Source organism: Streptomyces mirabilis (genome assembly GCF_039503195.1).
In the GTDB taxonomy this organism is placed as follows: domain Bacteria; phylum Actinomycetota; class Actinomycetes; order Streptomycetales; family Streptomycetaceae; genus Streptomyces; species Streptomyces mirabilis_D.
Genome location: NZ_JBCJKP010000001.1, coordinates 353,219 through 374,380 on the forward strand (window position 1 = coordinate 353,219; position 21,162 = coordinate 374,380).

The 21,162-nt window shown below is 68.5% G+C and carries 22 protein-coding genes and 1 pseudogene; 8 read left to right on the forward strand and 15 right to left on the reverse strand.

The window, feature by feature from the left end; translation table 11 throughout:
- Window positions 1-117: 117 nt before the first annotated feature.
- Entirely contained in the window at window positions 118-672 is a 555-nt protein-coding gene (locus AAFF41_RS01935; protein WP_343323180.1) for a transposase, read from the reverse strand.
- On the reverse strand, window positions 642-1,268 hold the full coding sequence (locus tag AAFF41_RS01940; RefSeq protein WP_343323181.1) for a helix-turn-helix domain-containing protein: 627 nt from the start codon (window positions 1,266-1,268) through the stop codon (window positions 642-644). The genes AAFF41_RS01935 and AAFF41_RS01940 overlap by 31 nt, the downstream gene beginning before the upstream one ends.
- A 109-nt stretch (window positions 1,269-1,377) precedes the next feature.
- On the opposite strand from AAFF41_RS01940, the gene AAFF41_RS01945 reads away from it, so the two are divergent.
- Window positions 1,378-2,562 carry an IS701 family transposase gene (locus AAFF41_RS01945; RefSeq protein WP_143653969.1) on the forward strand — a complete coding sequence of 395 codons (1,185 nt, stop codon included), beginning with the start codon at window positions 1,378-1,380 and terminating at the stop codon, window positions 2,560-2,562.
- 97 nt (window positions 2,563-2,659) lie between these two features.
- Here the strand turns inward: AAFF41_RS01945 and AAFF41_RS01950 are convergent, their stop codons facing one another.
- The 4 genes from AAFF41_RS01950 to AAFF41_RS01965 all read right to left on the reverse strand — a co-directional run bounded on the left by AAFF41_RS01950 (window position 2,660) and on the right by AAFF41_RS01965 (window position 5,044).
- Window positions 2,660-3,073, reverse strand: a complete 414-nt coding sequence (locus tag AAFF41_RS01950; protein WP_343323323.1) for a PIG-L deacetylase family protein — start codon at window positions 3,071-3,073, stop codon at window positions 2,660-2,662.
- A gap of 241 nt (window positions 3,074-3,314) precedes the next feature.
- The gene (locus AAFF41_RS01955; RefSeq protein ID WP_319753344.1) at window positions 3,315-3,521 is read right to left on the reverse strand and encodes a hypothetical protein; all 207 of its coding nucleotides are present in this window, start codon (window positions 3,519-3,521) and stop codon (window positions 3,315-3,317) included.
- 102 nt (window positions 3,522-3,623) lie between these two features.
- Complete coding sequence (locus AAFF41_RS01960; RefSeq protein WP_319753345.1) at window positions 3,624-4,268, reverse strand: hypothetical protein; 645 nt, start codon at window positions 4,266-4,268, stop codon at window positions 3,624-3,626.
- A 95-nt stretch (window positions 4,269-4,363) separates the two neighbouring features.
- Entirely contained in the window at window positions 4,364-5,044 is a 681-nt protein-coding gene (locus AAFF41_RS01965) for a hypothetical protein (protein ID WP_343323324.1), read from the reverse strand.
- Here AAFF41_RS01965 and AAFF41_RS01970 point away from each other — a divergent pair.
- Window positions 5,034-5,513, forward strand: coding sequence for a hypothetical protein (locus tag AAFF41_RS01970; protein ID WP_343323325.1), 480 nt, complete (start codon window positions 5,034-5,036; stop codon window positions 5,511-5,513). The genes AAFF41_RS01965 and AAFF41_RS01970 overlap by 11 nt on opposite strands.
- Window positions 5,514-5,602: 89 nt before the next feature.
- Here AAFF41_RS01970 and AAFF41_RS01975 read toward each other — a convergent pair.
- A pseudogene (locus AAFF41_RS01975) lies at window positions 5,603-6,361 on the reverse strand (glucose 1-dehydrogenase).
- 138 nt (window positions 6,362-6,499) lie between these two features.
- Here AAFF41_RS01975 and AAFF41_RS01980 point away from each other — a divergent pair.
- Together AAFF41_RS01980 and AAFF41_RS01985 are read left to right on the forward strand one after the other, a co-directional pair.
- Window positions 6,500-7,174 carry a TetR/AcrR family transcriptional regulator gene (locus AAFF41_RS01980; RefSeq protein ID WP_343323326.1) on the forward strand — a complete coding sequence of 225 codons (675 nt, stop codon included), beginning with the start codon at window positions 6,500-6,502 and terminating at the stop codon, window positions 7,172-7,174.
- Entirely contained in the window at window positions 7,171-7,872 is a 702-nt protein-coding gene (locus AAFF41_RS01985) for a Rossmann-fold NAD(P)-binding domain-containing protein (RefSeq protein WP_343323327.1), read from the forward strand. Before AAFF41_RS01980 ends, AAFF41_RS01985 begins: the two co-directional genes overlap by 4 nt.
- A gap of 491 nt (window positions 7,873-8,363) precedes the next feature.
- Here AAFF41_RS01985 and AAFF41_RS01995 read toward each other — a convergent pair whose 3' ends face one another.
- From AAFF41_RS01995 to AAFF41_RS02005, 3 genes are all read right to left on the reverse strand, one after another.
- A complete protein-coding gene (locus AAFF41_RS01995; RefSeq protein ID WP_343323328.1) occupies window positions 8,364-9,569 on the reverse strand; it encodes a lipase family protein in 1,206 nt (401 codons plus the stop codon).
- A 478-nt stretch (window positions 9,570-10,047) separates the two neighbouring features.
- Window positions 10,048-10,461: a hypothetical protein gene (locus tag AAFF41_RS02000; protein WP_343323329.1), complete on the reverse strand. Its 414-nt coding sequence runs from the start codon at window positions 10,459-10,461 to the stop codon at window positions 10,048-10,050.
- A 196-nt stretch (window positions 10,462-10,657) separates the two neighbouring features.
- Complete coding sequence (locus tag AAFF41_RS02005) at window positions 10,658-10,792, reverse strand: hypothetical protein (protein WP_257040602.1); 135 nt, start codon at window positions 10,790-10,792, stop codon at window positions 10,658-10,660.
- 141 nt (window positions 10,793-10,933) lie between these two features.
- Between AAFF41_RS02005 and AAFF41_RS02010 the strand changes: the two genes are divergently transcribed.
- Together AAFF41_RS02010 and AAFF41_RS02015 are read left to right on the forward strand one after the other, a co-directional pair.
- Complete coding sequence (locus AAFF41_RS02010; RefSeq protein WP_319753353.1) at window positions 10,934-11,512, forward strand: RNA polymerase sigma factor; 579 nt, start codon at window positions 10,934-10,936, stop codon at window positions 11,510-11,512.
- A 130-nt stretch (window positions 11,513-11,642) separates the two neighbouring features.
- Window positions 11,643-11,861, forward strand: coding sequence for a hypothetical protein (locus tag AAFF41_RS02015; RefSeq protein ID WP_319753354.1), 219 nt, complete (start codon window positions 11,643-11,645; stop codon window positions 11,859-11,861).
- A 738-nt stretch (window positions 11,862-12,599) separates the two neighbouring features.
- Here the strand turns inward: AAFF41_RS02015 and AAFF41_RS02020 are convergent.
- Both AAFF41_RS02020 and AAFF41_RS02025 read right to left on the reverse strand, forming a co-directional pair.
- On the reverse strand, window positions 12,600-14,969 hold the full coding sequence (locus tag AAFF41_RS02020; RefSeq protein ID WP_343323330.1) for an ABC transporter permease: 2,370 nt from the start codon (window positions 14,967-14,969) through the stop codon (window positions 12,600-12,602).
- On the reverse strand, window positions 14,966-15,658 hold the full coding sequence (locus tag AAFF41_RS02025) for an ABC transporter ATP-binding protein (RefSeq protein WP_319753356.1): 693 nt from the start codon (window positions 15,656-15,658) through the stop codon (window positions 14,966-14,968). Before AAFF41_RS02025 ends, AAFF41_RS02020 begins: the two co-directional genes overlap by 4 nt.
- A 222-nt stretch (window positions 15,659-15,880) precedes the next feature.
- Here AAFF41_RS02025 and AAFF41_RS02030 point away from each other — a divergent pair, with 222 nt between their 5' ends.
- Both AAFF41_RS02030 and AAFF41_RS02035 read left to right on the forward strand, forming a co-directional pair.
- Window positions 15,881-17,557 carry a sensor histidine kinase gene (locus AAFF41_RS02030; RefSeq protein WP_343323331.1) on the forward strand — a complete coding sequence of 559 codons (1,677 nt, stop codon included), beginning with the start codon at window positions 15,881-15,883 and terminating at the stop codon, window positions 17,555-17,557.
- Window positions 17,521-18,165, forward strand: coding sequence for a response regulator transcription factor (locus AAFF41_RS02035; protein WP_343323332.1), 645 nt, complete (start codon window positions 17,521-17,523; stop codon window positions 18,163-18,165). The genes AAFF41_RS02030 and AAFF41_RS02035 overlap by 37 nt, the downstream gene beginning before the upstream one ends.
- Window positions 18,166-18,562: 397 nt before the next feature.
- Here AAFF41_RS02035 and AAFF41_RS02040 read toward each other — a convergent pair whose 3' ends face one another.
- The 3 genes from AAFF41_RS02040 to AAFF41_RS02050 all read right to left on the reverse strand — a co-directional run bounded on the left by AAFF41_RS02040 (window position 18,563) and on the right by AAFF41_RS02050 (window position 21,111).
- Window positions 18,563-19,066: a hypothetical protein gene (locus AAFF41_RS02040; protein WP_343323333.1), complete on the reverse strand. Its 504-nt coding sequence runs from the start codon at window positions 19,064-19,066 to the stop codon at window positions 18,563-18,565.
- A gap of 78 nt (window positions 19,067-19,144) precedes the next feature.
- Window positions 19,145-19,834, reverse strand: coding sequence for an HAD family hydrolase (locus tag AAFF41_RS02045; protein ID WP_319753394.1), 690 nt, complete (start codon window positions 19,832-19,834; stop codon window positions 19,145-19,147).
- 23 nt (window positions 19,835-19,857) lie between these two features.
- Window positions 19,858-21,111 (reverse strand): IS256 family transposase, encoded by a 1,254-nt coding sequence (locus tag AAFF41_RS02050; RefSeq protein WP_343323334.1) that lies wholly within the window; start codon window positions 21,109-21,111, stop codon window positions 19,858-19,860.
- Window positions 21,112-21,162 lie beyond the last annotated feature (51 nt).

The following is a 21,162-nucleotide window of genomic DNA, read 5'->3' on the forward strand; positions in this document are numbered from 1 at the left end:
AGCCGTTTGTCCGCCTCCAGACACTCGCTGCACCGGTCCTCTCGCGTATGAACCTATCGACGACCATGATGCCGGGGCTCACCCACGAGAGAAACCGACTTCTTAGTGCTGGATTCCTCAAAGGAAGTACACATAGCGGCGGCGTAAACGCCTGGTGGGCGGTGCGGGTCTGCCCCAGATCCAGGGTCGGGCGCGGGCGTTGAGCTGGGCTGTGGCCACTTCGGTGGCGTGGGTGATGTGGTCGCGGTCGCCGAAGGAGCGTCCGGCCAGGGCGGTCTTGCGGAAGATGCGCCACCAGCCTTCTTGGAGGTTGAGCCAGCAGGCGCCGACTGGGATGAACACATGCTGGATGCGGGGATGTTCCTCGAGCCAGGTTCGGGTGGACACGCTGTTGTGGGAGGACAGATTGTCGGTGATCACGTAGATGTCCCCGACGGGGTTGGCGTCCTCGACCAGCTGAAGGAACTGCTGGTAGAAGGCACTGTTACGGGAGGTGGCCGTCAGCGTGAGCTCCTGGCCGTCCCGGACGCGTAAGGCGCCGTAGACCCAGGTCTTCTCCGGTCCGCGGGAGTAGTCGAGCTCGTTTTTGATGCGGTGTCCGTCCGGTGACCAGCCCGGTGCCGGCGGGAAGGTGCGTGGGATCACCGGGCCGAGTTCGTCGGCGCAGACCACCGTCGCGCCGTCGGGCGGGCTGGTGTACAGCTCGACGATCCGCGTCCTTTTCCCTCGAAGTCCACATCTCCCGAGCGCGTCCACGAGCGCGTGCGCCGCCAGCGCACCCCCTCGGCCAGCAGGATCCGGCGTACCTGGGAGCGGCTGACCTCGATGCCCAGGTCCCGGGCCGCGGCAGCCAGTGTGTCCAAAGTCCACTCCGAGGGCCCCAACTCGTCCGCGGCCCACATCTCGTTCGACGGCTGCACCTCCAGCCGACCCGGCGGCGTCAGCCTGACCAGGCCGACGATCCTCGAGCGCTCGGCCTCGGTGATCCTTCGCCTGCGGCCCTGCCCGCCCAGATCCTCCAGTCCCTCCAGCCCCAAGCGGTTGAAGCGGTGCAGCCAGCGGCGCACCGTCTTCTGACCGCACCGCAGCTCGTCGGCTATCTGCGGGACCAGCCAGCCGCCCCAGCTCAGCTCCACCATCCGGCAGCGCTCCACCACAACCTTGGGCGCCTTTCTGGCCGACGCCAGGCGGTGGACCACCGCTTGCTCACCCTCGTCACGGCCCGGCCGTGCCCTCAGCACCACTACCCAGCACCCGCCCCCGAACACCCGCAACTGCCCCGCTACCCGCAGCTATACCCACCGAAAGAGGAATCCAGCATTAGTACTGCAACGGCGTTTGGCGTGACTGTTGGCCAGGTTGGTCGTTGGTGTGGTTATGGGTGGGGACCTTGCTGGTGCCAGGCAGTGGGCGGGCGAACTGGATCGGTTGCACGAACGGTTTGAGCACCGGTTCGCCCGCAGTGAGCCGAGGGAGTCGGCTCTGGCGTATATGCAGGGACTGATCGCTCCGCTCGAGCGGAAGAACGGCTGGACACTGGCTGAACAGGCAGGTCACGCTGCCCCGGACCGCATCCACCGGCTGCTGAACCGGACCGACTGGGACGCAGACGAAGTCCTCGGCGACGTGCGCGACTACGTTGTCGAACACCTCGGAGACCGCGAGGCCGTCCTGATCGTCGATGACACCGGTTTCCTCAAGAAGGGCATCCGCTCGGCCGGCGTGCAACGGCAGTACTCCGGCACCGCCGGACGCACCGAGAACAGCCAGATCGGTGTGTTCCTCGCCTACGCCACCGGCCGCGGACGCGCCCTGATCGACCGCCGCCTGTATCTGCCCACCTCGTGGACGGACGACCGGGAACGCTGCCGGCGGGCCGGTATCGACGACAGCGTCACCTTCGAGACAAAGGTGGCCATGGCCAAGGCGATGGTCCGCAAAGCCATCGCCGACCGCATCCCGTTTCGGTGGGTGACCGCGGATGCCGCCTACGGCTTCAGCAAGGGCTGGCGCTTCGAGCTGGAACAAGCCGATGTCTTCCACGTCATGGCCACCACCCGGCACGACACCGTCGTCACCCGCTGGTCCATCGATCATCCTGTCCACGACCTGTTCCCCGGCCTGCCACGGCAGAAGTGGAAACGCCGCTCCTGCGGCGCCGGGGCCCACGGCCCGCGCGTGTTCGACTGGGCCCGCGTCGAGGTGCGGCCCTGGCACCGGGAAGACCGCCGGCACTGGGTCATCGCCCGCCGCAGCGTCCGCCGTCCCGAGGAGATCTCCTACTACATCGCCTACTGCCCCGCCGACACCACCCTGGACGAACTGATCCAGATCGCGGGCAGCCGGTGGGCCGTGGAGGAATGCTTCCAGACCGCGAAGCAGGAGTGCGGCCTGGACGACTACCAGGTCCGCCGCTACCCCGGCTGGCACCGCCACATGACCCTCGCCATGGCCGCCCACGCCTGCCTTACCGTCCTGCGCGCCCGCGAACTCGACGCCGACAAAGCAGAAACGGATCCTCCCACCTCATCCACTACAGCGTCGCTGAGATCAGACGCCTGATCCACAGGCTCACCCACCGCTGGCCCACCCCCGTTGACCACATCCTGCACTGGTCAACATGGCGCCGCAGACGGCAGCATCAAGCACGCGTCAGTCACTACAAACGACGCGGACACAGCCCCTGAAACTGCCCAGCAATCAGCACAAACACCGTTGCAGTACTAAGCAGGTCCACGTCTTCCTCGCGCAGGACAGCGGCCAGCCGCTCGGCCGCCTCCTCCGTGTCTGCCCGCACAAAGCGTGCCCGATCCGGCGGATCCGGATAGAGCACGGCACCATGGCCGCTGCTCGCATACCCCAGGTGCACGACGCGTGTCACGCCCAGCACGGCCGCGCTCGCCTGCAGTTCACTCAGGCGCAGCGCTCCGCCCTCCGGCGCGGCATCCATGAGGCCATCCGTGGCGACCACGATCACCACGCGGTGTCCCTCGGCAGCGACCTGCGCGAGCGTGCCACCTGTTAGGAACACCTCGTCGTCCGGGTGGGCGTGAAAGGCCAAGACGGTTGCCATGGGCCCATCCTGGACCACGGCACTCATCGCTGTCTCCTGCCCCACCTCGCACATGATCCGCCGGCCATGCCCCAGCGGAGGCGGAGTGATACGAAACGTGACCACCCCAGCAGCCCGCTCCACCGACTCCACCACCACACCGGCTAAATGCGGCAGCAACCGCCCCAAATCTCCTGAACCGCACACCCAGTTGATGCCCAGTTAAGACCGACTCCGTCACAAGATCTCCGACAGAGCCAAATTACGTGACCGCCGACACCGGACGCCGCGGCTCCTGGTTCAGGAGCACGACGAGCTCACCGAGCGGTCCCGATTCGGGGAGTTCGCCGGCGCCACGACCGCCGACGGGAACTGCGGGGCGGAGGGCCTGGCGGGTGGCGCGGGGCCGCTGGGCGGCGATCCAGGCCAGGGTGCGGCATACCGGGCTGCGGTCGAGGGCTGGAGGCACTCGTGTCCCGGTTCCATTGTCCGGAGTGGGGGAACACCTGGTACGCCAGCGACAGCCCGCTCGACACCGGGGCCCCAGTAGTTCTCGCCGAGAAAACGCTGGCTACACGTCGCTGGGGTCTCGTTTGTTGCCCTGAACTCGCACCATGATGAGGGTGCGGGGGCGAGGGTCGCCAGCAGGACCCGGCAGGGTGCGGACGTGGACGCAGGCTGGGATGGCCGCGAGTCCGTGCGGTTTCGGGGTGAGATCGAGGACCACGAGGAAGTTCACGGGTGGGCCTGCGACCTGGTAGGAAATCGCCTGGGGCCCGTAGGTTTTGGCGTATGCGTCCCAGGAGGGGTCGGTCCAGTCCCGCTTGAGCTCCAGGGTGATGAGTTCAGTGTGGGGCTGCCAGGCGATGTCGACGCGGCCTCCCCCGATGTTGGTTTCCTCCATGCGCACCCGCAGACCCTGGCCCCGTAGGAAGTCTCGGAGGTCACGCCCGAGTTCGGCTTCGCGCGGGTTCGCCTCGTCCTTCTTGAGCTGGCGGAGGTAGGCCCGCGCTTGGCCTCCGTATTTCTGTGTCTCGGACAGCCGCAGGTCGACGAACCGGAGGAGGTGCAGGAGCATGCGGTCCACGTCGGCGGCGAACTGGCCGGCGTATCCGTACGGGCATTGCTCTTTCAGCTGGCGATGGATGTCGCGGAACGCCGAGGCGATGATGGGCACTTCGTCGACCGGCAGGGCTGCCTGCCGGGAAGCGAGCATCACAGCGATCCGGTCACTCAGTTCCGGGACGTCTGCCAGCAGGTTCTGCAGGCGTTCGGTGTCTGCTGCGGAGAGTCCGAGCCCGGCGCGCCCGGCTACGCCACGAGATCGACACCGGTGGTTTCCCCGTCCCCAAAACCTGACGGCCCGGCGGTATCACTAGCGACGCCCACCAGGACGAAGAACGCCCCGACGCGGCCGCCTTCGGCGCCGCCATCGACGCGATCCTCGCCTACTCCGCCGGCGCTCCCCTGCCAGTGGCGGCGTCCGGTGTTCACGAGCTGGGCGGCGGCGGAGAGCCAGCGGGGACCGTCGTATCGAAGGACACCGGAGCCGTACTCCTGTCGTTCGACAACGCCGCCCCCTTCGGGCCGCTTCTGCTGGATGCGCAGCGGCTCCAGGCCGAGCCGAACCTCGTCGACGTCTACACCGCCCACCGCATGCGTCATGCCTTCCGGGTCCTTCTCGCGGATGAACAGCGGGATGACGGTCCCGCGCCTGCCCCGCTGAGTTCCGCGCCAACCCGATCGAGGCTTACCGGTCTTGCGGTCGGAGCGTCGGCGCTTGATCTGGACAGCCTGGAGGCCTTCGCCGCGAACCTGTGGCGCGATCAGAACTTCTGGCCCGACGTCATCGAACTGCTTGTCGTGACAACGCGACCAAAGGGCGGATTTTACGTCCTGAACAGCGAGGCACGCCTGAACCGAGCACAGGAAATCGCACGCATCGACGACGACTACGCACTGCGCACTGCGCACCGTCAGAGTGTCGCCCAAATCCAGCAGGCTGTTGCGACGGCGGCCGACCCTCAACGGCAAGGGGAAAACCGACATCCTCCTGCGCATCGGCGACCGCAACGTGATGGTGACGCCGAGTCGTACCAGCTGGCCGTCAGGCTCCTGGTCGGCGCCCGCGCAGCAGGGCAACGAGCGTGGGCAGTTCGTCGTGGTCGAGCAGGGTGGAAGCGCGCCAACACCTCCGCACAAGCACATTGACCTGAAAGAAGAATTCGTCCGCCGAAAGTCCGAAGCGAACGGCATCCCACCCGCGTTCCAGCATCTGCACGCCCACGCAGTAGATGCCGAAGCCGCCGCCCAGGCCCTGCGGGAGGACAACGACCGGCTTCGCGAGCGCGTCGCCGTCTATGCCCAGGTCATCCACGAACTCCGCACCGAGCTGGACCAGCGCACCGACAACAACACCCAGCGCAGCCCCGTCCGGAGCCTCCCCACCAGCATCACCTGACGCGCTCTGTGTCGGCGTACGAGCTGAAGTTCACGTGTACGCCGACACCATGAGGAGTGGCTTGTTGGCCGGTGGTGGCAGCGGGTGCCTTACTGGGCCTTGTAGCCGCCGTCGACGTTGAGGATGGTTCCGGTGACGAAGGACGCCTGCGGGGAGGCGAGCCAGGTGACGGCGTCGGCGACCTCGGTGGGGCGGCCCATGCGGTTGACCGGCTGGAGGGCGGCGATGGTGGCCTCGTCCCAGGTGCCGGCCTCGATGGCGGTGCTGAGGATGTCGGTCTTGATCGCGGCGGGGGCGACGCCGTTGACGCGGATGCTGTCGGTGGCGTACTCCAGCGCAGCGGACTTGGTCAGGCCGACCACGGCGTGCTTGGTGGCGGAGTAGTTGGCCGCCTAGCGCATGCCACCCAGGCCGGCGATCGAGGCCAGGTTGATGATGGCGCCGCCGGGGTTGTGCTGAGCCAGCATCTGCTGGATCTGGTACTTCATGCCCCAGAAGACGCCGAGCACGTTCGTGGTGAGCATCTGTTGGAAGCGGCTGGTGGGCTCGTCCGCCAGACGGCCGGTGTCGAGGGAGACGCCGGCGTTGTTGACGGCGACATCGAGCCGGCCGAAGCGCTCGGCGGTGGCCGCGACCAGGGCGGCGACTCCCTCTTCGGTGTTGACGTCGGCGGCGATGAAGGCGGCCTGGCCGCCGTTGTCGCGGATCTCGCGGGCGACGGCTTCTCCCGCCTCCATGCGGCGGCCGGAGACGACGACGGCGTGGCCGGCGCGGGCCAGGGCCAGGCTGGTCTCCTTGCCGATGCCGGTGGTGGCTCCGGTGACCAGGGCGACGCTGGAAACGCTCATGACGGTGGACCTCTTTCACGTGCTGGATGGTGCGTAACGCCGACGACCCCGAAGTAGCAGACCGTCGGTCTCTTGCTCCTCCAAGGTAAGAGACCGGCGGTCTTATGTCAAAAGACCGGCAGTCTGTAAGATGGGCGCATGGCGACTTTCCAGAGGGCGCGCAGCGAGGAACAGCGTGAGATCCGGCAGCGGGCGATCCTCGACACCGCGGCGGCGATGCTCGACGAGATGCCGGTCAGCGCGGTCAGCCTGAACGAGCTGAGCAGGCGCGTGGGCCTGGCCAAGTCCAACGTGCTGCGGTACTTCGAATCGCGCGAGGCCATCCTTCTGGAACTCCTGGACCACCACTGGCGACAGTGGACGGATGAGCTCCCCGCGCAGCTGGACGCCGTGATCACTCCGGACGCCCCGGTGCGCGAGCGCACTCAGGCGTTCGCCGCCGTCCTGACCCGTTCCCTCGCGCAGCACCGCGTGCTGTGCGACCTGCTCAGTGCCCAGGCCGGCGTTCTGGAACACAACGTCTCCGCCGAGGTGGCCGCCCGCTACAAGCGTTCCGCCCTCGGCAACGTCGCCGCTCTGGCCGCCCTGGCCCGCCGTCATCTGCCCGAACTGGGCGACCGGGCCGACGGTTTGTGCGCGCAGGCCGTCATGGTGACTGGCGCGGTGTGGACGCACGCCCGGCCCTCCGCGTCCATGCTCGCCGCCTACGAGGCGGACCCCTCGCTCGCCGCCCTGCGTATGGACTTCACCGCCACTCTGGAAGAGATGCTGTCCACCCTGATCGCCGGCACCCTGGCCCGGGCGGAGGGATGAGCATGCGTGTGGCCGTCTTCGGAGCGTCCGGCATGGTGGGGCACGGCGTGCTCGACGCCTGCCTTAACGACCCTCGAGTGGGCGACATCCTGGTCGTCGGGCGCACACCGCTGAACCTGCGCCATCCGAAGGTCCGTGAGGTCGTGCACACGGTCTTCACCGATTTCAGGGCGATCCAGGGCGAGTTCGAGGGGCTGGATGGCTGCTTCTTCTGCCTCGGCGTCTCCGCGGCGGGCCGCAGCGAGGCGGAGTACACCCGCATCACGTACGACTACACGCTGGCCGCCGCACGGGCGGTGAGTGCGCACAACCCCTCCCTGACCTTCACCTACGTGTCAGGAGAGGGGACCGACAGCACGGAGGCCGGCCGCTCGATGTGGGCCAGGGTCAAGGGCCGTACCGAGAACGCACTGCTGGCGATGCCCTTTCACGCCTACCTGTTCAGGCCCGGATACATTCGCCCCCAGCGCGGCGCCGTCTCCCGAACCGCGGCCTACCGCCGGCTCTACCGGCTCACCTCGTGGCTCTACCCCCTCCTGCACCGGCTGGCACCCGGGCACACGACGACGACCGAGCACCTGGGACGCGCCATGATCGCCGTCGTGGGACTCGACGGGCGCGGCCCCCACGTCCTCCACAGCCCCGACATCAACCGCCTTGGCACCCCTGCCTCCACGAGCGCAGCCCCTGAGCGCTGACGTCCGGCCATCAACACCCCGGCATGCTTCTCCTCACAGCGGCGGCTGCGGCCTGACTCCCGTGGGGCATCGGACGGTCATGGTCACCGTCTTGCCCCGGCATGGACCTTCACCTGCACATCGGCCGAGGCCTCCTGCACCGGATGGACGGCGCTGCCATCGTCGCGCGGCGGCGCGAGGCCACAGAGCACTCCTCCTACTCACGCGACCTGCCCCCGTACCAGGAGAAGCAACGCCCCAGGCCGTAGACCGAATCGCGAAACCGGCGGAGCGTCTCCCCCAGGGCCGTGACCGGATAGGTTCACCGAGGTCTCGTGGTCTGCGGGTGCGTGAGTCACGGGTGCTCCCCGGCTTCGGCTGGTCGCAGGGCTGAGCGACCTCGTTGGCATGGTTGTAATCAACTTGCTGTCCGCCCCGGCGGGCGGGCAGGGTCTGGATCAGCGGCGGCTGACGCTCTGTGCCAGTCCCCGCCCCTACGGAGAGCCGGAGGATTAGCCCCCTGAGGGGCCGCGCACTGGCTGAGCCTGGCCCATGTCGTCGCCGATGACTGAGGCGACAGAAGGAAGGTTCCAGTACGCCGAGTGGGTCCACATACCCGTGCTGGCCTGGTGGCTGACGGGAAGGTCCACTGGAGTGGTGCCGTCATGTAGCTGGAACACTTTGGAAGCGGCGAAAGCCAGCACATCCAGCGGCTCCCAGAGATTGGTCCAGCGGTTCAGGGAAGCCGGCAATCGTACAGGCGTGCTGCCTCCGTACGGGGTCAGTTGCCCCCCTCTGGGATCGCACACATGGAAGAAGGCCGCCTGGGAGCCGAAGGTGACCAGGGACTCGGTCCATAAGGGTGCGGTGGCGGTGGCCATGTCGACGGCGATGACACCGCCCAGGCTGTGGGCCACGATGCGCACCGGACGGGCGGGGCTGCGTCCAAGATCGGGGTGCACTTCATCGATGACCTGGCGTACGCGGGCGTGGATAGCATTCTGGTGGCGTTGGTAGACAAGCACGTCGCCGAGGAAGCGCGTGGTGCCGGGCCCGAACCGGCTCCGTATGGCGTGGTTCAGCCGCACGCCCACCGCCTGAACTGCTGCGCCTGCGAAACGATCCAGGTCGTTCAGCCGACGCAGCACCACAGCACGGAGGCGGTTGTCATCGCCGACTCCTCCGCCGCGCAATCCGTCATACGAGTCGTCCGAGTCAGGATCGGTTTCGTCTAGGAACGCATGTGCCAGAGAACGCCCGGTCTCACGCAACAGCTGCGTGTCACCGGTACGACAGAGCCACTCTGTGTCGCCCCACGCCTCCCTCACATATTCGAGGATGTGATCGGGATCGAGCTGATGGCGGCCGCCGTCCCGCAGCCCCTCGTCCTCCCCTTCTTTCCCTGCGACCAGATGTGCACGTATGGCGGCGTCAACTTGCGAGAGCTGCTGGCCTTCGTCGATCGTCTCAGCAAACAGGGCCGCGGCGTGGGGTTCGGCCATGACGGGCCTTGGTGACTCGCCGTCGCGCAGGGTGTCCGGACCGGTCTGGTAGGCGGGTAGCGTGGCGTCAATGAACTGGTCCTGCGCGCCCAGGTCACCCCAGTGGACCGGAACCATCTCAACTCCGGCCGCTACGGCGAGCGCCGATACGGCCGTGGAGAACTCGTCCCGATTGCGGTTGGCGACGCCATGGATGACGAAGACCGGATCGTTCACGTGCTGACTCAGCCGAGCACGATCCCGCAGAAAGCTACAGCCGATACACCATCCGCCATACCTCATTGTGTCGATCCTTCACGGAATCGTGGCCACAACCAGTAAAGAGCCTCATCACCGTTGACACCCAACCTAGTCGCCCCAGATCAGCGGGCTGCGCACGACTAACTTCACTGTCGAAGGACAACACCAGACCCCGACAACCTTCTCGGTGCCGGGGCCGAGCAACAAGAAGGCCCGGCTCCCTGCGGACGCAGCAGGGTGCCGGGCCTTTTGTGTTTTCGCTCGCTGTCAGGCTGGCTGTCGCTCCTGCTGATGATGCTTGGGAAGTGTCAACTGTGTCTGCTCACCGGCGGCCGTGTTGTTGTCCGCGGACAACAAAGCAGGAGACCAAGAGCCGGAGAAGGCAGCTGTCCCGCCTCGACGGAGTTTGGTCGCGACGCGGTAGGCCGGCCCGAGAGAAGGCCGGAGTCACCCCTTACGAACCTGTGGGGCCGGCGTTCCCAGCTCGCGTGGCGGCCGCCGCCTCCAGCAGGAGCCAGCCGTCGACCTCAATCGCCCGCCGCTCCCCCGGCTGCCACCCGTGGGCCGACGCCGCATCGAGCAGGGCCCGGACGGCGCCCGGTTCGTGCAGGTTGAGGGAGCCGCCTTGGACGTACCCCACGTCCCCGGAGCCCATGGGAAATCCGCCCGGGACGTATCGGCCCGGGCCTTCCGCGAAGACGATGCGCAGCGGGCCGCCGGTGCCGACCGGCTGCGGGTACAGCGTGAGCGTCTCGCGGCAGTCCGCGGATAGGCCGCTGTCCAGCACGCGGTGGCTGTGGCGCAGCGTCCACAGGTACGAACGCCCGTCGACGACCAGCCGACGGGGCTTCTTCGGATGGCGGGGCATGGAGCCGAGAGTACGGCCTGATCCACAAGACATCCCCTGGCAGTGATCGGATTTTGATGAGACCGGTCAAGGTCGATGAGCCGAGACAGCGGTGCCCGCCCTCACCAGTTCGGAGGTACGTGTTGTTGTCCGCAGACAACAACACGGCTTGAAGGTGAATTGTGCTGGTCTACCCGCCTTGGGCGGGCCGGTCGCGCTACTTCAAGAACGCCAAGAGCAGGGTCATGACGATCACGCCGATGCCGATTGCCGTGCCGAGTTCGGGATTGCGGTATGCGGCGTAGACGGCCAGCGCGCCGAGGGCCAGCGCAAGCGCGGTTCGAGTGTCCATACCCGTCAGGACGGTCCTGCAGCGGGAAATTTTGCGCCATCAACGTCGCGGCGGATGAAAGAAGTTGGCCCCTTGCGCGTCCTACTACCAACCAACCTCTGCGGGGTCCATCCCCGCCTGAGTCCGGTGGAAGGACGGCCCATGGCAACCAACTCAGGAGGAGCGGGTCCCGCGCGGCCACGAGACCGGCTGTCCCGTGAACAGGAGGCGAAGCTGAGCGAGGTACTGAGGGAGGTCCATCCGCGGCTTCTGACGGTGGTGATGCGGATGACGCGTGACTACCACCTGGCGCACGACGTCACCCAGGAAGCCTGTCTCGCGGTGATCCAGGAATTCCGCAGGGGCACCGTGTTCAGGAAACCGGTCATCGTGTACGCGACCGTCGTGGCCCGCAACAAGTTCCTCTCGGAACTGGGACGGATGCGGGCACAGCTGGAACGGCCCTCGGACGAGCTCCCGGAGGGCGGCAGGCCCTGGCCGGACACCACAGCTCCCTACGACATCACCGCGGGCCTGGAATACCTCGAACTGCTGGCCGCAGTGAAGGCCGCGATCCGTGACGAGCGGCAGGCGACGGTCTGGGAACTGACTCACGTCTGGGGCCTGAAGGGCATCGAGATCGCAGCGTTGCTGAAGGTCTCGTCCGCGACTGTCTCCAGGGATTTGGAGAAGGCAGAGACCAAGGCCAAGCGCATATCCGAACCGCACGCAGAGCAGTAGCTCGCCTCTCGGGGCCACGGTGGTCGCGAGAGCGAAACCCGTGGTCCCGACTCGGGACCTACCGCTCCCGACAGGAAGGGAGCGAGCTGCTTCCCAGACGAAGAAACGGGACACAGAAAAGGGGATGCAAATGGAGCACGAGAAGCGCTCCTCTCCTCACGAGAGGATGCTGGCCTACTTGCGGGAGGGAGAGCGGCTCGTCGGGGACGCTCCACACGGGGCACCCGGCTGGGACCTGGTGTATCGCGCGCTGTCGGATGCCGCAGACCAGGCCGAAGCAGGCGTCAACGGTGAAGAATCGGCGACGCCGAACGAGACCGGACTGCACACCGGCTCGATCGTCTGGTGACGGGACGCCGATGAAGCCTCCCGGCGCACGCGTCAGGCCACAGCCGAGCCGGACAGCCAGCACCTCGGCCACGGTGCTATTCACCTCTGCCCGCCTGTCGGGCACGTTCAGCAACACCGCATGCAGCTGTACGGACGGCACGGGGGCCCGCCCGTAGAGCTGGATCTGCACCGCCTCGGGGGCTGGGCAGGTCAATCACCATCGGTGTGCCCTCCCGCCAAGCGTCTGTGCCTGGCGGGAGGGCACACTGCATCATCCGGCTCCACGGACGAAAGCTGTCAGCCGGGAACACGACTTGGACGCCGACGTACGGCCGGCCGTCACTCGTGAGCGGCGTTTGCCCTGTGGAGAGTCAGACGGCCTTGCTCTGCGACCGGAGACAGTCGACTGGCCTGGCGCGCGGACCTCGATGGCCCCAGAACTCAACCTGAGGGCTTTCCGTTGGTTGTGGGTTCGAGTCCCCCAGGGTCTACGGGTTGCAGGAAGAGGGAAACCCTCCTGATCTGCGAGGACGTCTTCGACCGGGATCGTCCGGTCGGGATGCTGCGACGTTCTGGTGCCCGTGCGTGAGCGACTGTTCGGTCGGCTGGCCGAAAGCGGGGCGTCAGACGCAGCGTTCCTTCGGCCGTCTGCTGGACCGAGGGACGTGAAGATCACCTCTCGGCATAGCGCAATGACTCCCTGTCTTCGGTCGGCGGAGGGTCCCGGGACGCGCAGTCCCCGCGGTCCTGATAGGTGCTACTCGCTCCTCAGCGCCGCCGCCGTCCTCGCCTTCGCCGCCCACCCCGCGGGCAGCAGTGCTCCCGCCGTCGCGATCACCAGGCCGCCCAGTACCAGGGCGACCAGCACGGTGAGTGAGTACACCGCCATGTCCGTCTTCGGGATGGCTGTGCCTGCGGCGCGACCCATCACCGGCAGCACCCGCCTGTGCAGGGCCACCCCGATCGGCACGCCGACCGCACCGGCCACGAGCCCGATCCCGGCCACCGAGGTGAGCACCATGGCGACGGTCTGCCGCGGCGACATGCCGAGCGCCTTGAGCACCCCGAAGTCGTGGACGCGCTCGCGGGTGTCCAGCACCACCGTGTTGAGGACGCCGAGCCCGGCCACCGCGACCAGCATCAGGGTGAACATAGCCACCAGTGCGTCCATCGCGATGATCGTCGGGCTGACCCTGTTCCCGGACGGAAGCACCAGGATGCCCGGCGGCTGCAGGGCTTTCCCCAGCGAGGCCGCGTAGGCCGTGGCATCGGTGCCGGGCTCCAGGTCGATGTCGAACTGCACCAGCTCGGAAGGGATCTTGAGGTGGAGGCCGGCCAGAGAGGAGCTGTCGGTCAGCATGACCATGCCGCCCTCGCGGACGTCCAGGTCCTCGCCGACGATCCGCACCGCCGCGCGGTGGCCGCCCGCGGTGAGGGTGACGGTGTCGCCGACGCGCGTTCCGGTGGCTCGTAGGAAGCCGTAGGGGACCACCGCCTGGCCGGGGCCGTGGAACCAGGTTCCGGAGACCAACTGGTAGGCGCCCCAGGAGTCGTCGTCCCCATGGCTCCGGTAAGCGATCACGTTGGTGGAACCGGCGAGTCCGGCCACTCGGACCTGGGCCTGTTCCGTGCTGAAGTACCTCCAGGTGCCCGGCTGCGCTGCGATCTTCGCGGCGATCAGCGTCGGATCGACGGTGTCCTTGGACCCGTTGCCGGCCAGTGGCGCGATGTCCTGGACCGTGACTGCGCCCGCGTCTCTGCGGTCGAGGCCGTTCTGGATGCCGTTCACCGAGATCGCCAGGCCGGTCCCGAAGGTCACCCCGAGCGTGCCGAAGACGACGGCCGCAGCCACCGTCGCCGAACGGGCGGGCCGGGCGAAGGGCATGGCCAGCCCCAGGCTCAGAGCGCGCGGCAGCGGCAGCCCGGCAAGCAGCCGCTGGACCGTCCGCCCACGGCCCGCCCGCGGGGTCCGGCCCACGGTGAGCGCCTCGACTGTACGTAGCCTTCCGGCCCGCAACGCGGGGGCCAGCGCCGTCGCCGCCACCGCGGCCAGCGCGGCGGCGGGTACGGCCAGGTCGATCCAGGGCGCGACGGCCAGGGAACCGGTGCTGTAGGCGCGTTGGGCCTCGTGCAGGGCCGGGATCGCCATCAGGTTGCCGAGCACCAGGCCGAGGGCGGTGCCGACCATGGCGGGGATCAGCGCCTGGGCGACGTAGGCGCGGGCGACCTCTGCCGGGGTGAGACCCAGGGCCTTGAGGATGCCGATGCGCCTGGTCGCCGAGCCGACCGCACCGCTGACCACGGTGCCGATGACCAGCACCGACATGACCAGGCCGAGCACGCCGAAGGCGACCACGAAGGGCACGAAGGTCGCTTCGGTGCGGTCCGCGGACCGCTCGGTCTGCAGATAGGAGGAGGCCCCGGTCAGCGACCCCGGTGGTACGGCCGTCTCGACCGCCTTGCGGTCGGCGGTGACGTCGGCATCGGTGGCGGCGCTGCGGAAGCGGTAGAGCATTTGCAGGCCGGGCCTGCTGCCACGGACGGTCAGGGCCGCGATCTGTGTCGGTGAGACCCAGGCGTCCCCGGTCGCGGTCACCGACCGGGCCAGCCCGACGACGGTCAGCACCGGCTTGCCTGGCAGGTCGGGGAGAGACAGCTGATCGCCCACTCCTAGTGGCATGTTCTGGTCGCTGAGCACGATCTGTCCGCTGCCCGTGGCCCAGTGGCCCGCGGTGAGCACCAGGTCGTCGACCGCTCCCCCGGTGTCCGCCCGGCCGACCACGCTCATCTCGGTCATGACACCGCCCACCGGCAACCGCGACTTGTTGGCCCCGAACCGCGGGGACAGCGACAGCACCGGATAAGGACCGGCTGTGGCGGTCACGCCGGAGATGTGGGCGGTCGCTGCCACCTGCGCGGCAGTGGCCCCGGCCGGGTCGAACCAGGCGGTCAGCTGCGCCCCGCGCTGCTTGGCGAAGGCGTGCTCGAACGGCGCCTGGGAGGCCACCAGCAGTCCAGTCGCCAGCACCGCAGCGGCCACCGCCATCGTCGTGGTCAGCACCATCACCAGGGTCTGCGTCCGGCGTCGGCCGACCCCGGCGCGGACCACTTTGCCCAGCGCGCTCATCCGGCCACCGCCCGCACGCTGTCGCGCGTGATCCGGCCGTCTACCAGTTCGACAGTGCGGGTCGCGCAGGAGGCCGCCAGCGTGGTGTCGTGAGTGACCAGCATGATCGTCTGCCCTTCCCGATTCAGCTCGGCCAGCAGGTCCCTGACCTCCGCCGCGGAGGCGCTGTCCAGCGCACCGGTCGGCTCGTCGGCCAGCAGTAGTTGCGGACGGTTCATCAGGGCCCTTGCCACCGCGACCCGTTGCCGCTCACCGCCGGAGAGGCGGCCGGGGAAGGCGCGCGCGTGCCGGGCGATGCCCAGGCGCTCCAGTAGAGCCGCTGCCCGGTGACGGGCCAGGGCATGCGGCCGGCCAGCCAGTTGCGCAGGCAGCAGCACGTTGTCCTCAACGGTCAGGTCGTCCAGCAGGTTGAAGAACTGGAAGACCATCCCGATCCGCTCCCTGCGGTACTTCGCCAGCGCGGTCTCGCCCAGCCCGTCCAGGCGGAGTCCGCCCACGGCGACGGTGCCCTCGGACGGCCGGTCAAGGCCGGCAATCATGTTCAACAGGGTCGACTTGCCGCTGCCCGAGGGCCCGAGTACCGCCAGTGCCTCGCCGGCGTTCACCTCCAGGTCCAGTCCGGCCAGCGCCGGGCGTCCTTCGTCGTACTTCTTGCTCACGTCGCAGATCTCGATGATCGGCGCGGTCACGGGTCCTCCACGGGTCGGAGCATCGACCGGGGCACCGCTCCTGCGATGCTGCCCTCGATGCCGCCGATGACGCTAGGAACGGACCCGAGTGCGCTGACACCGTGTTGAGCGGCCTCTTGGAGGTGTAGCTGGCTACATCCCGGCTTCGGGGCCCAAGACGCATGCCAACCGCTCGGGCCGCCTTGCACACTGTTGTGGACCGACAGGGCGAAGGAGGCAGAAGTGAGCGGTAGCGCGATCACGCCGGACGGGGGCTCCCGAGGGCGGCCCCAGCCCCAGCTGTCCGCACAGCGGCGTACAAGGGAGCCGGAATCAAAGCCCTCCCGGGTCGGCCGCGGCGTCCTGGCAGCGGTCCGGCTGTTCGCGATCTGGGGCGTCACCCTGATCGGGTCCGCGGCCCTACTGGCCGCCCCCGGGCTGCTGCTGGTCAATCTGCACACCGTGGGACAGCCATTCGAACCGCCGATGGCCACCATGACGAGCAGCATCGGCAAGGACAGGTACGGCCTGTGGCTGCTGGTGATCCTCACTCTGGTTCCCTGCGCGGTGCTGGGGGTGCGTCGACTGGTCCGCAGCGGTGGCGCCGGCCTGGACGGCAGGGCCGTCCAGGGGGCTGGCGGGGCGGCACTGCTGGTGCCCCCGGTCCTGACGTCAGCCGCTCTGGCGGTTCACCACGGGCCGCTGCCGGGCGGCCACCACGGCGTCGTCTGGCTCAGCCCGCCCCTGCTGGTGTGCAGCGTGCTGGGCATGCGGTGGGTGGCCGGGCTCCACCGGACGATGGCGGCCGCGTGGAGCGGGGTGCCCATCGCGGTGCCCTACCGCCCCGCGCCCGAGGTCGCCACCCGGGTACCGACGACCGTGACCGGGGCAGGGGCAGGGCGGTGGACGGCGCAGTCGTGGCGACTGTGGCGGTGGACGCGTTGGGTGTTGGCCGACCCGGCGACGTGGCGGGACCTATTGTGGACCTCCTTCACCGGTGGTGTGGGCTGCGTCCTTGCCGCGTCGGCCGCCGCTCCGGCCTACGTCGCGGCGCAGGTGCTCGGCACGTTCCTCGGTTCCGGCGGCGTGAAGCCACCCGTGCGTCTGCTGGTACTGGGAGGGATCACGATGGCTGCGGTGCTGGTGCTGGCCCTGCTGCCGGTCGTGCTGTGGGCCGCGCCGAGGCTGATGCTCGGGTACGGCCGCTCGGCCCGCTACCTGCTGGGCCCGAGTCGGCAGGAGGAGCTGGCGCAGCGCGTCGACCACCTGGCGCAGACCCGCTCCGACACCCTCGACGCCGGGGCGGCCGAGATGCGCCGGATCGAGCGTGACCTGCACGACGGCGCGCAGGCCCGGCTGGTGGCCATGGGCATGGCCCTGGACACGGCGGAGCATCTGTTGGCTACCAACCCCGAGGCCGCGCGGAGCCTGCTGGTCGAGGCCAAGGAGTCCTCGGCGAGGGTGCTGGCCGAACTACGCGACCTGATACGCGGTATCCATCCGCCGGTACTCGCCGACCGGGGCCTGACCGACGCGGTCCACGCGGTGGCCCTGGATCTGCCGCACCGGGTGCACTTCACCGCCGAGCTGCCGGGCCGGGCGCCCGCTCCCGTGGAATCGGCGGCCTACTTCGCGGTGAGCGAGCTGCTGGCCAACGTGACCAAGCACGCCGGGGCCCGGCAGATCTGGATCGAGATCGGCCATGACAGCGGCCCGGTCACGGGTACGCTGCGGATCACTGTCACCGACGACGGTCTGGGCGGTGCCGATCCGGCCGGCGGCACCGGCCTGCGCGGTCTAGAGCGCCGCCTCGCCGCCTTCGACGGCGTACTCGCCGTCAGCAGTCCGCCCGGCGGCCCGACCATCGTGAACATGGAGATCCCGTGCGCCTTGTCATCGCCGAAGACCTCTTTCTCCTGAGGGACGGCCTGACGCGCCTGCTGGAGGCACATGGATTCGAGGTGGCGGCCGCTGTCGACAACGGCCCCGACCTGCTGGCCGCGGTGGCGGCCGAGAGGCCGGAGGCGGCGATCGTGGACGTGCGGCTTCCACCGACCTTCACCGACGAGGGCCTGCGCGCCGCGCTGGAAGCCCGACGACTCTCCCCGGGGCTTCCGGTACTGGTGCTCTCGCAGTACGTCGAGCAGCTGTACGCCCGCGAGTTGCTGGCTGCGGGCCAGGGCGGCACCGGATACCTGCTCAAGGACCGGGTGATGGATGGTGGCCAGTTCGTCGACGCGGTACGACGCGTCGCGACGGGCGGCACTGCCATGGACCCCGAGGTGATCGCCCGCCTGCTGGCCCACAACTCCGCCGACGGCGCCGTGGCTGCGTTGACCCCGCGGGAGCGGGAGGTGGTCTCGCTGATGGCGGAGGGACGCTCGAACGCTGCCATTGCCCAGCAGCTGGTGATCACCGAGCGGTCGGTGTCCAAGCACACGGCCTCGATCTTCACGCGGCTCGGCCTGCAACCCTCCGACGACGACAACCGGCGCGTCCTCGCGGTACTGGCGTACCTCAACCGCTGAGTGCACCCCTACCAACTCGCCGTCGGCCTTGGGCTACTCGGAAGCGGGCAGCGCCAGAAGGAGCGAACGCACTGGGCAGCAGATATTTCTGCGTGAGCGATGCGTGAGCGGACGGTGCGGCACGGGCCGTCATGAGGCGGATCGCACCTCACGGCCAATGCGCTTTGACCTGGTGGTTCCGGACGGCGGAGAACCGTCCGGAACCACCCACCCCACCCCCACCAGGGCTTCCTGCATCACAGGCGCGAGAACCGAAGCGTGGAGCACGACAGGCCACGTGCTCTGCCGCCCGTACCTTTCTGCCGTTTTAGCTCGCGCCCGGGGGCCACGATGGCGCTGTCGACGCAGTCAGTCGCTCCGCACTTCAGAACGGAGGCGTCGTAGGCCTGCCGGTGCGCTATGGAGCCCGGTCATGGTCAAGGCCCCCGTTCGCAGCCTTGCGTACGTCGCGCAGGAACGGTTCGAGACCCCGCCTGCGAAGCGCTTGCCGCCAGTTGGCCCTGGCGGCAGCCACCTCCTGGGTCATGGCTCCGTCCTCGTGGGACGGGGATACGGAAGCGTTACGCAAGGCTGTCAGCAAGAGGCTGATCATGGTCACGAGCACGGATGCCGCGGTGCCCGCAGCGAAGAGCCAGCCAGTTGTGATCAGAGATGAGGCCACAGCAATGCGCGGGCTCGCCAGGCGCAGCACGTAGCCGACAAGCAGGAAGATCGCTGCGGCGGTTCCGAACAGCACAGGGGCGAGAACAGCTATCACTGCGGCAACCGAGGCACCGGAGGCCCGGCCATCCGTGGACGCTTCGGATCCGTGCGCGCTGTGGGCCTGTTTCCGTACCTCAAGGTAATGCGCGTATTCGGGTGCCGCCTTCGCCACGATGGCCTCTTGGGCGGTGATCGCCATACTGCGCAGCTGCTCAGCGTTGAGGTGCTCAGTCCTCTCCGGCGGGTCCGCCTTCAGCGGCCCCGCCCCTTCATCGCATCAAAACTTGTGGGTGGGCAGTGCCTGGTGAAGAGCCGACTGCCGTTCGGCGATGAGGTTCGGTAGCTGGCGCATGTCGTAGAAGACGACGGTGTCGGGGCCTTCGAGGCGTTCGGCCGGGGTGAGTCCGCCGGCATAGCCGAAGGCTCGCATGCCGGCGGCGCGGGCAGCGTGGACGCCGGGTTGGCTGTCCTCGACGACCACGCAGGCTTCAGGATCGACGCCCATCTGCTGGGCGGCGTGCAGGAACAGGTCAGGGGCGGGCTTGCCGCGGGAGACTTCGGTGGAACTGTAGATACGGCCTGCGAAGCGTTCGTAGAGCCCGGTGCGGCCCAGAGTGTGCCGCATCTTGTCGTGGGAGCCGCTGGAGGCGACGCATGCCGGCAGAGTGAGCGCGTCGAGTGCTTCCGGCAAGCCGTCTACCGGGGCAAGCTCGGCGTCCACGGCCTCCCGGTGGAGCTGCTCGAACCTCGCCGACCAGACCGCAGCCGTGTCCGGGCCGAGCTGAACAGTGACCTGCTCGTGGATGGCGGCGTGTGAGCGCCCGATGAACCGGTCCACGACCTCGTCCTCGGTCAACGGCCAACCCAGCTCGGCTCCGAGGGCGACCTGGACACGAGCGGCAATGCGCTCGCTGTCGACCAGCACGCCGTCGCAGTCGAATATGACAAGTTCAATGGGCTTGATCATTTCCGCAGCATAGGCCCTGCTGCTCACGCTGCGGCGACCTCTTCGCGCTCGACCAGGACGCCGTTCCTGAACGTCGCGCCGGAGCGGACCAGGGCGACGAAGGAGGCTCCGGTGATCGCCCGCCAGCGTTCCTGGGCCGACTCGACCAGCTTGAACACCATCGCCAACGCGGCCGCCGGGCTGCCCGCCCCGCGGGTGACCTTGGTCCGCAGCTTGACCGTGGAGAACGTCGACTCGATCGGATTCGTGGTCCGCAGGTGGACCCAGTGCTCCGCCGGGAAGTCGTAGAACGCCAACAGCTCCTCCCGATCCTCGGTGATCTTCGCGACTGCCCTGGGCCACTTCGCGCCGTAGGTGCGAGCGAACTCTTGGATTGCCTCCTCCGCGTGAGCGCGGTCCTGGGCGTTGTAGATCTCCTGCATCGCCTTCGTCGCGCCCGGCTGCGCGGACTTCGGAAGGCAGTTCATGACATTCCGGGCCTTGTGAACCCAGCAGCGCTGATGCCGGCCGGCAGGGAAGACCTCACCAAGAGCCTTCCAGAGCCCCATCGCGCCGTCGCCTACGACCAACTCGGGGTCGCGCATGCCGCGGCGACGGCAGTCACGCAGCAGATCGGCCCACGACTCGGTGGACTCCCGTAGGCCCTCCGCGAGCGCGATCAGCTCCTTGGTGCCGTCCAAGCGCACCCCGAGCAGGACCAGCACGCAGCTGTGCGCCTGGCCGAGCCGCGCCTTGGGGTGCACGTCGTCGGCCCACACGTAGACGAAGTCGCGGTCCGCGAGGTCGCGGTCCTGGAACGCGGCGTGGTCGCCCTGCCACTGCCTGGTCAGCCGGGTCACCATCGCGGGCGACAGCCCGGCTGTGCCGCCCAGGAACTGCTCCAGGGCCGGGACGAAGTCCCCGGACGACAGTCCGTGCAGGTAGAGCAGCGGTAGTACCTCGGAGATCTTCGGCGACTTGCGGCACCACGGCGCCAGGATTTTCGAGGAGAACCGCTTGCGCTCGCCGGTGGCCTCGTCGATACGACGGTCGTTCACCCGCGGGGCCGTCACCTCGACCGGGCCAGCCGCAGTTACTAGGGTGCGGGGCCGATGGTGGCCGTTGCGGACCACCAGGCGGTGCCCGTGCTCGTCTCGCTCGGAGGCCAACTCGGCTATGTACTGGTTGACTTCCGCCCCCAGGGCTGCGGCGAGCATCCGGCGAGCGCCCTCGCGGACGATCTCGTCGATTAGGGAGCCAGACTCGATCCCGCCGTCGGCCTTCACTACGCTCAGCACGGGCATACCTTCCCGGCCCACGCTGGAACGCGGGCCTACTCGGCGACTGGT

Bases quoted from the DNA above. Each gene is read 5' to 3' on its own strand.
- AAFF41_RS01945 (WP_143653969.1), top strand. From the start codon at position 1,378: ATGGGTGGGGACCTTGCTGGTGCCAGGCAGTGGGCGGGCGAACTGGAT.
- AAFF41_RS01950 (WP_343323323.1), bottom strand. From the start codon at position 3,073: ATGGCAACCGTCTTGGCCTTTCACGCCCACCCGGACGACGAGGTGTTC.
- AAFF41_RS01960 (WP_319753345.1), bottom strand. From the start codon at position 4,268: ATGCTCGCTTCCCGGCAGGCAGCCCTGCCGGTCGACGAAGTGCCCATC.
- AAFF41_RS01980 (WP_343323326.1), top strand. From the start codon at position 6,500: ATGGCGACTTTCCAGAGGGCGCGCAGCGAGGAACAGCGTGAGATCCGG.
- AAFF41_RS01985 (WP_343323327.1), top strand. From the start codon at position 7,171: ATGAGCATGCGTGTGGCCGTCTTCGGAGCGTCCGGCATGGTGGGGCAC.
- AAFF41_RS02000 (WP_343323329.1), bottom strand. From the start codon at position 10,461: ATGCCCCGCCATCCGAAGAAGCCCCGTCGGCTGGTCGTCGACGGGCGT.
- AAFF41_RS02005 (WP_257040602.1), bottom strand. From the start codon at position 10,792: ATGGACACTCGAACCGCGCTTGCGCTGGCCCTCGGCGCGCTGGCCGTC.
- AAFF41_RS02010 (WP_319753353.1), top strand. From the start codon at position 10,934: ATGGCAACCAACTCAGGAGGAGCGGGTCCCGCGCGGCCACGAGACCGG.
- AAFF41_RS02015 (WP_319753354.1), top strand. From the start codon at position 11,643: ATGGAGCACGAGAAGCGCTCCTCTCCTCACGAGAGGATGCTGGCCTAC.
- AAFF41_RS02020 (WP_343323330.1), bottom strand. From the start codon at position 14,969: ATGAGCGCGCTGGGCAAAGTGGTCCGCGCCGGGGTCGGCCGACGCCGG.
- AAFF41_RS02040 (WP_343323333.1), bottom strand. From the start codon at position 19,066: ATGGCGATCACCGCCCAAGAGGCCATCGTGGCGAAGGCGGCACCCGAA.
- AAFF41_RS02045 (WP_319753394.1), bottom strand. From the start codon at position 19,834: ATGATCAAGCCCATTGAACTTGTCATATTCGACTGCGACGGCGTGCTG.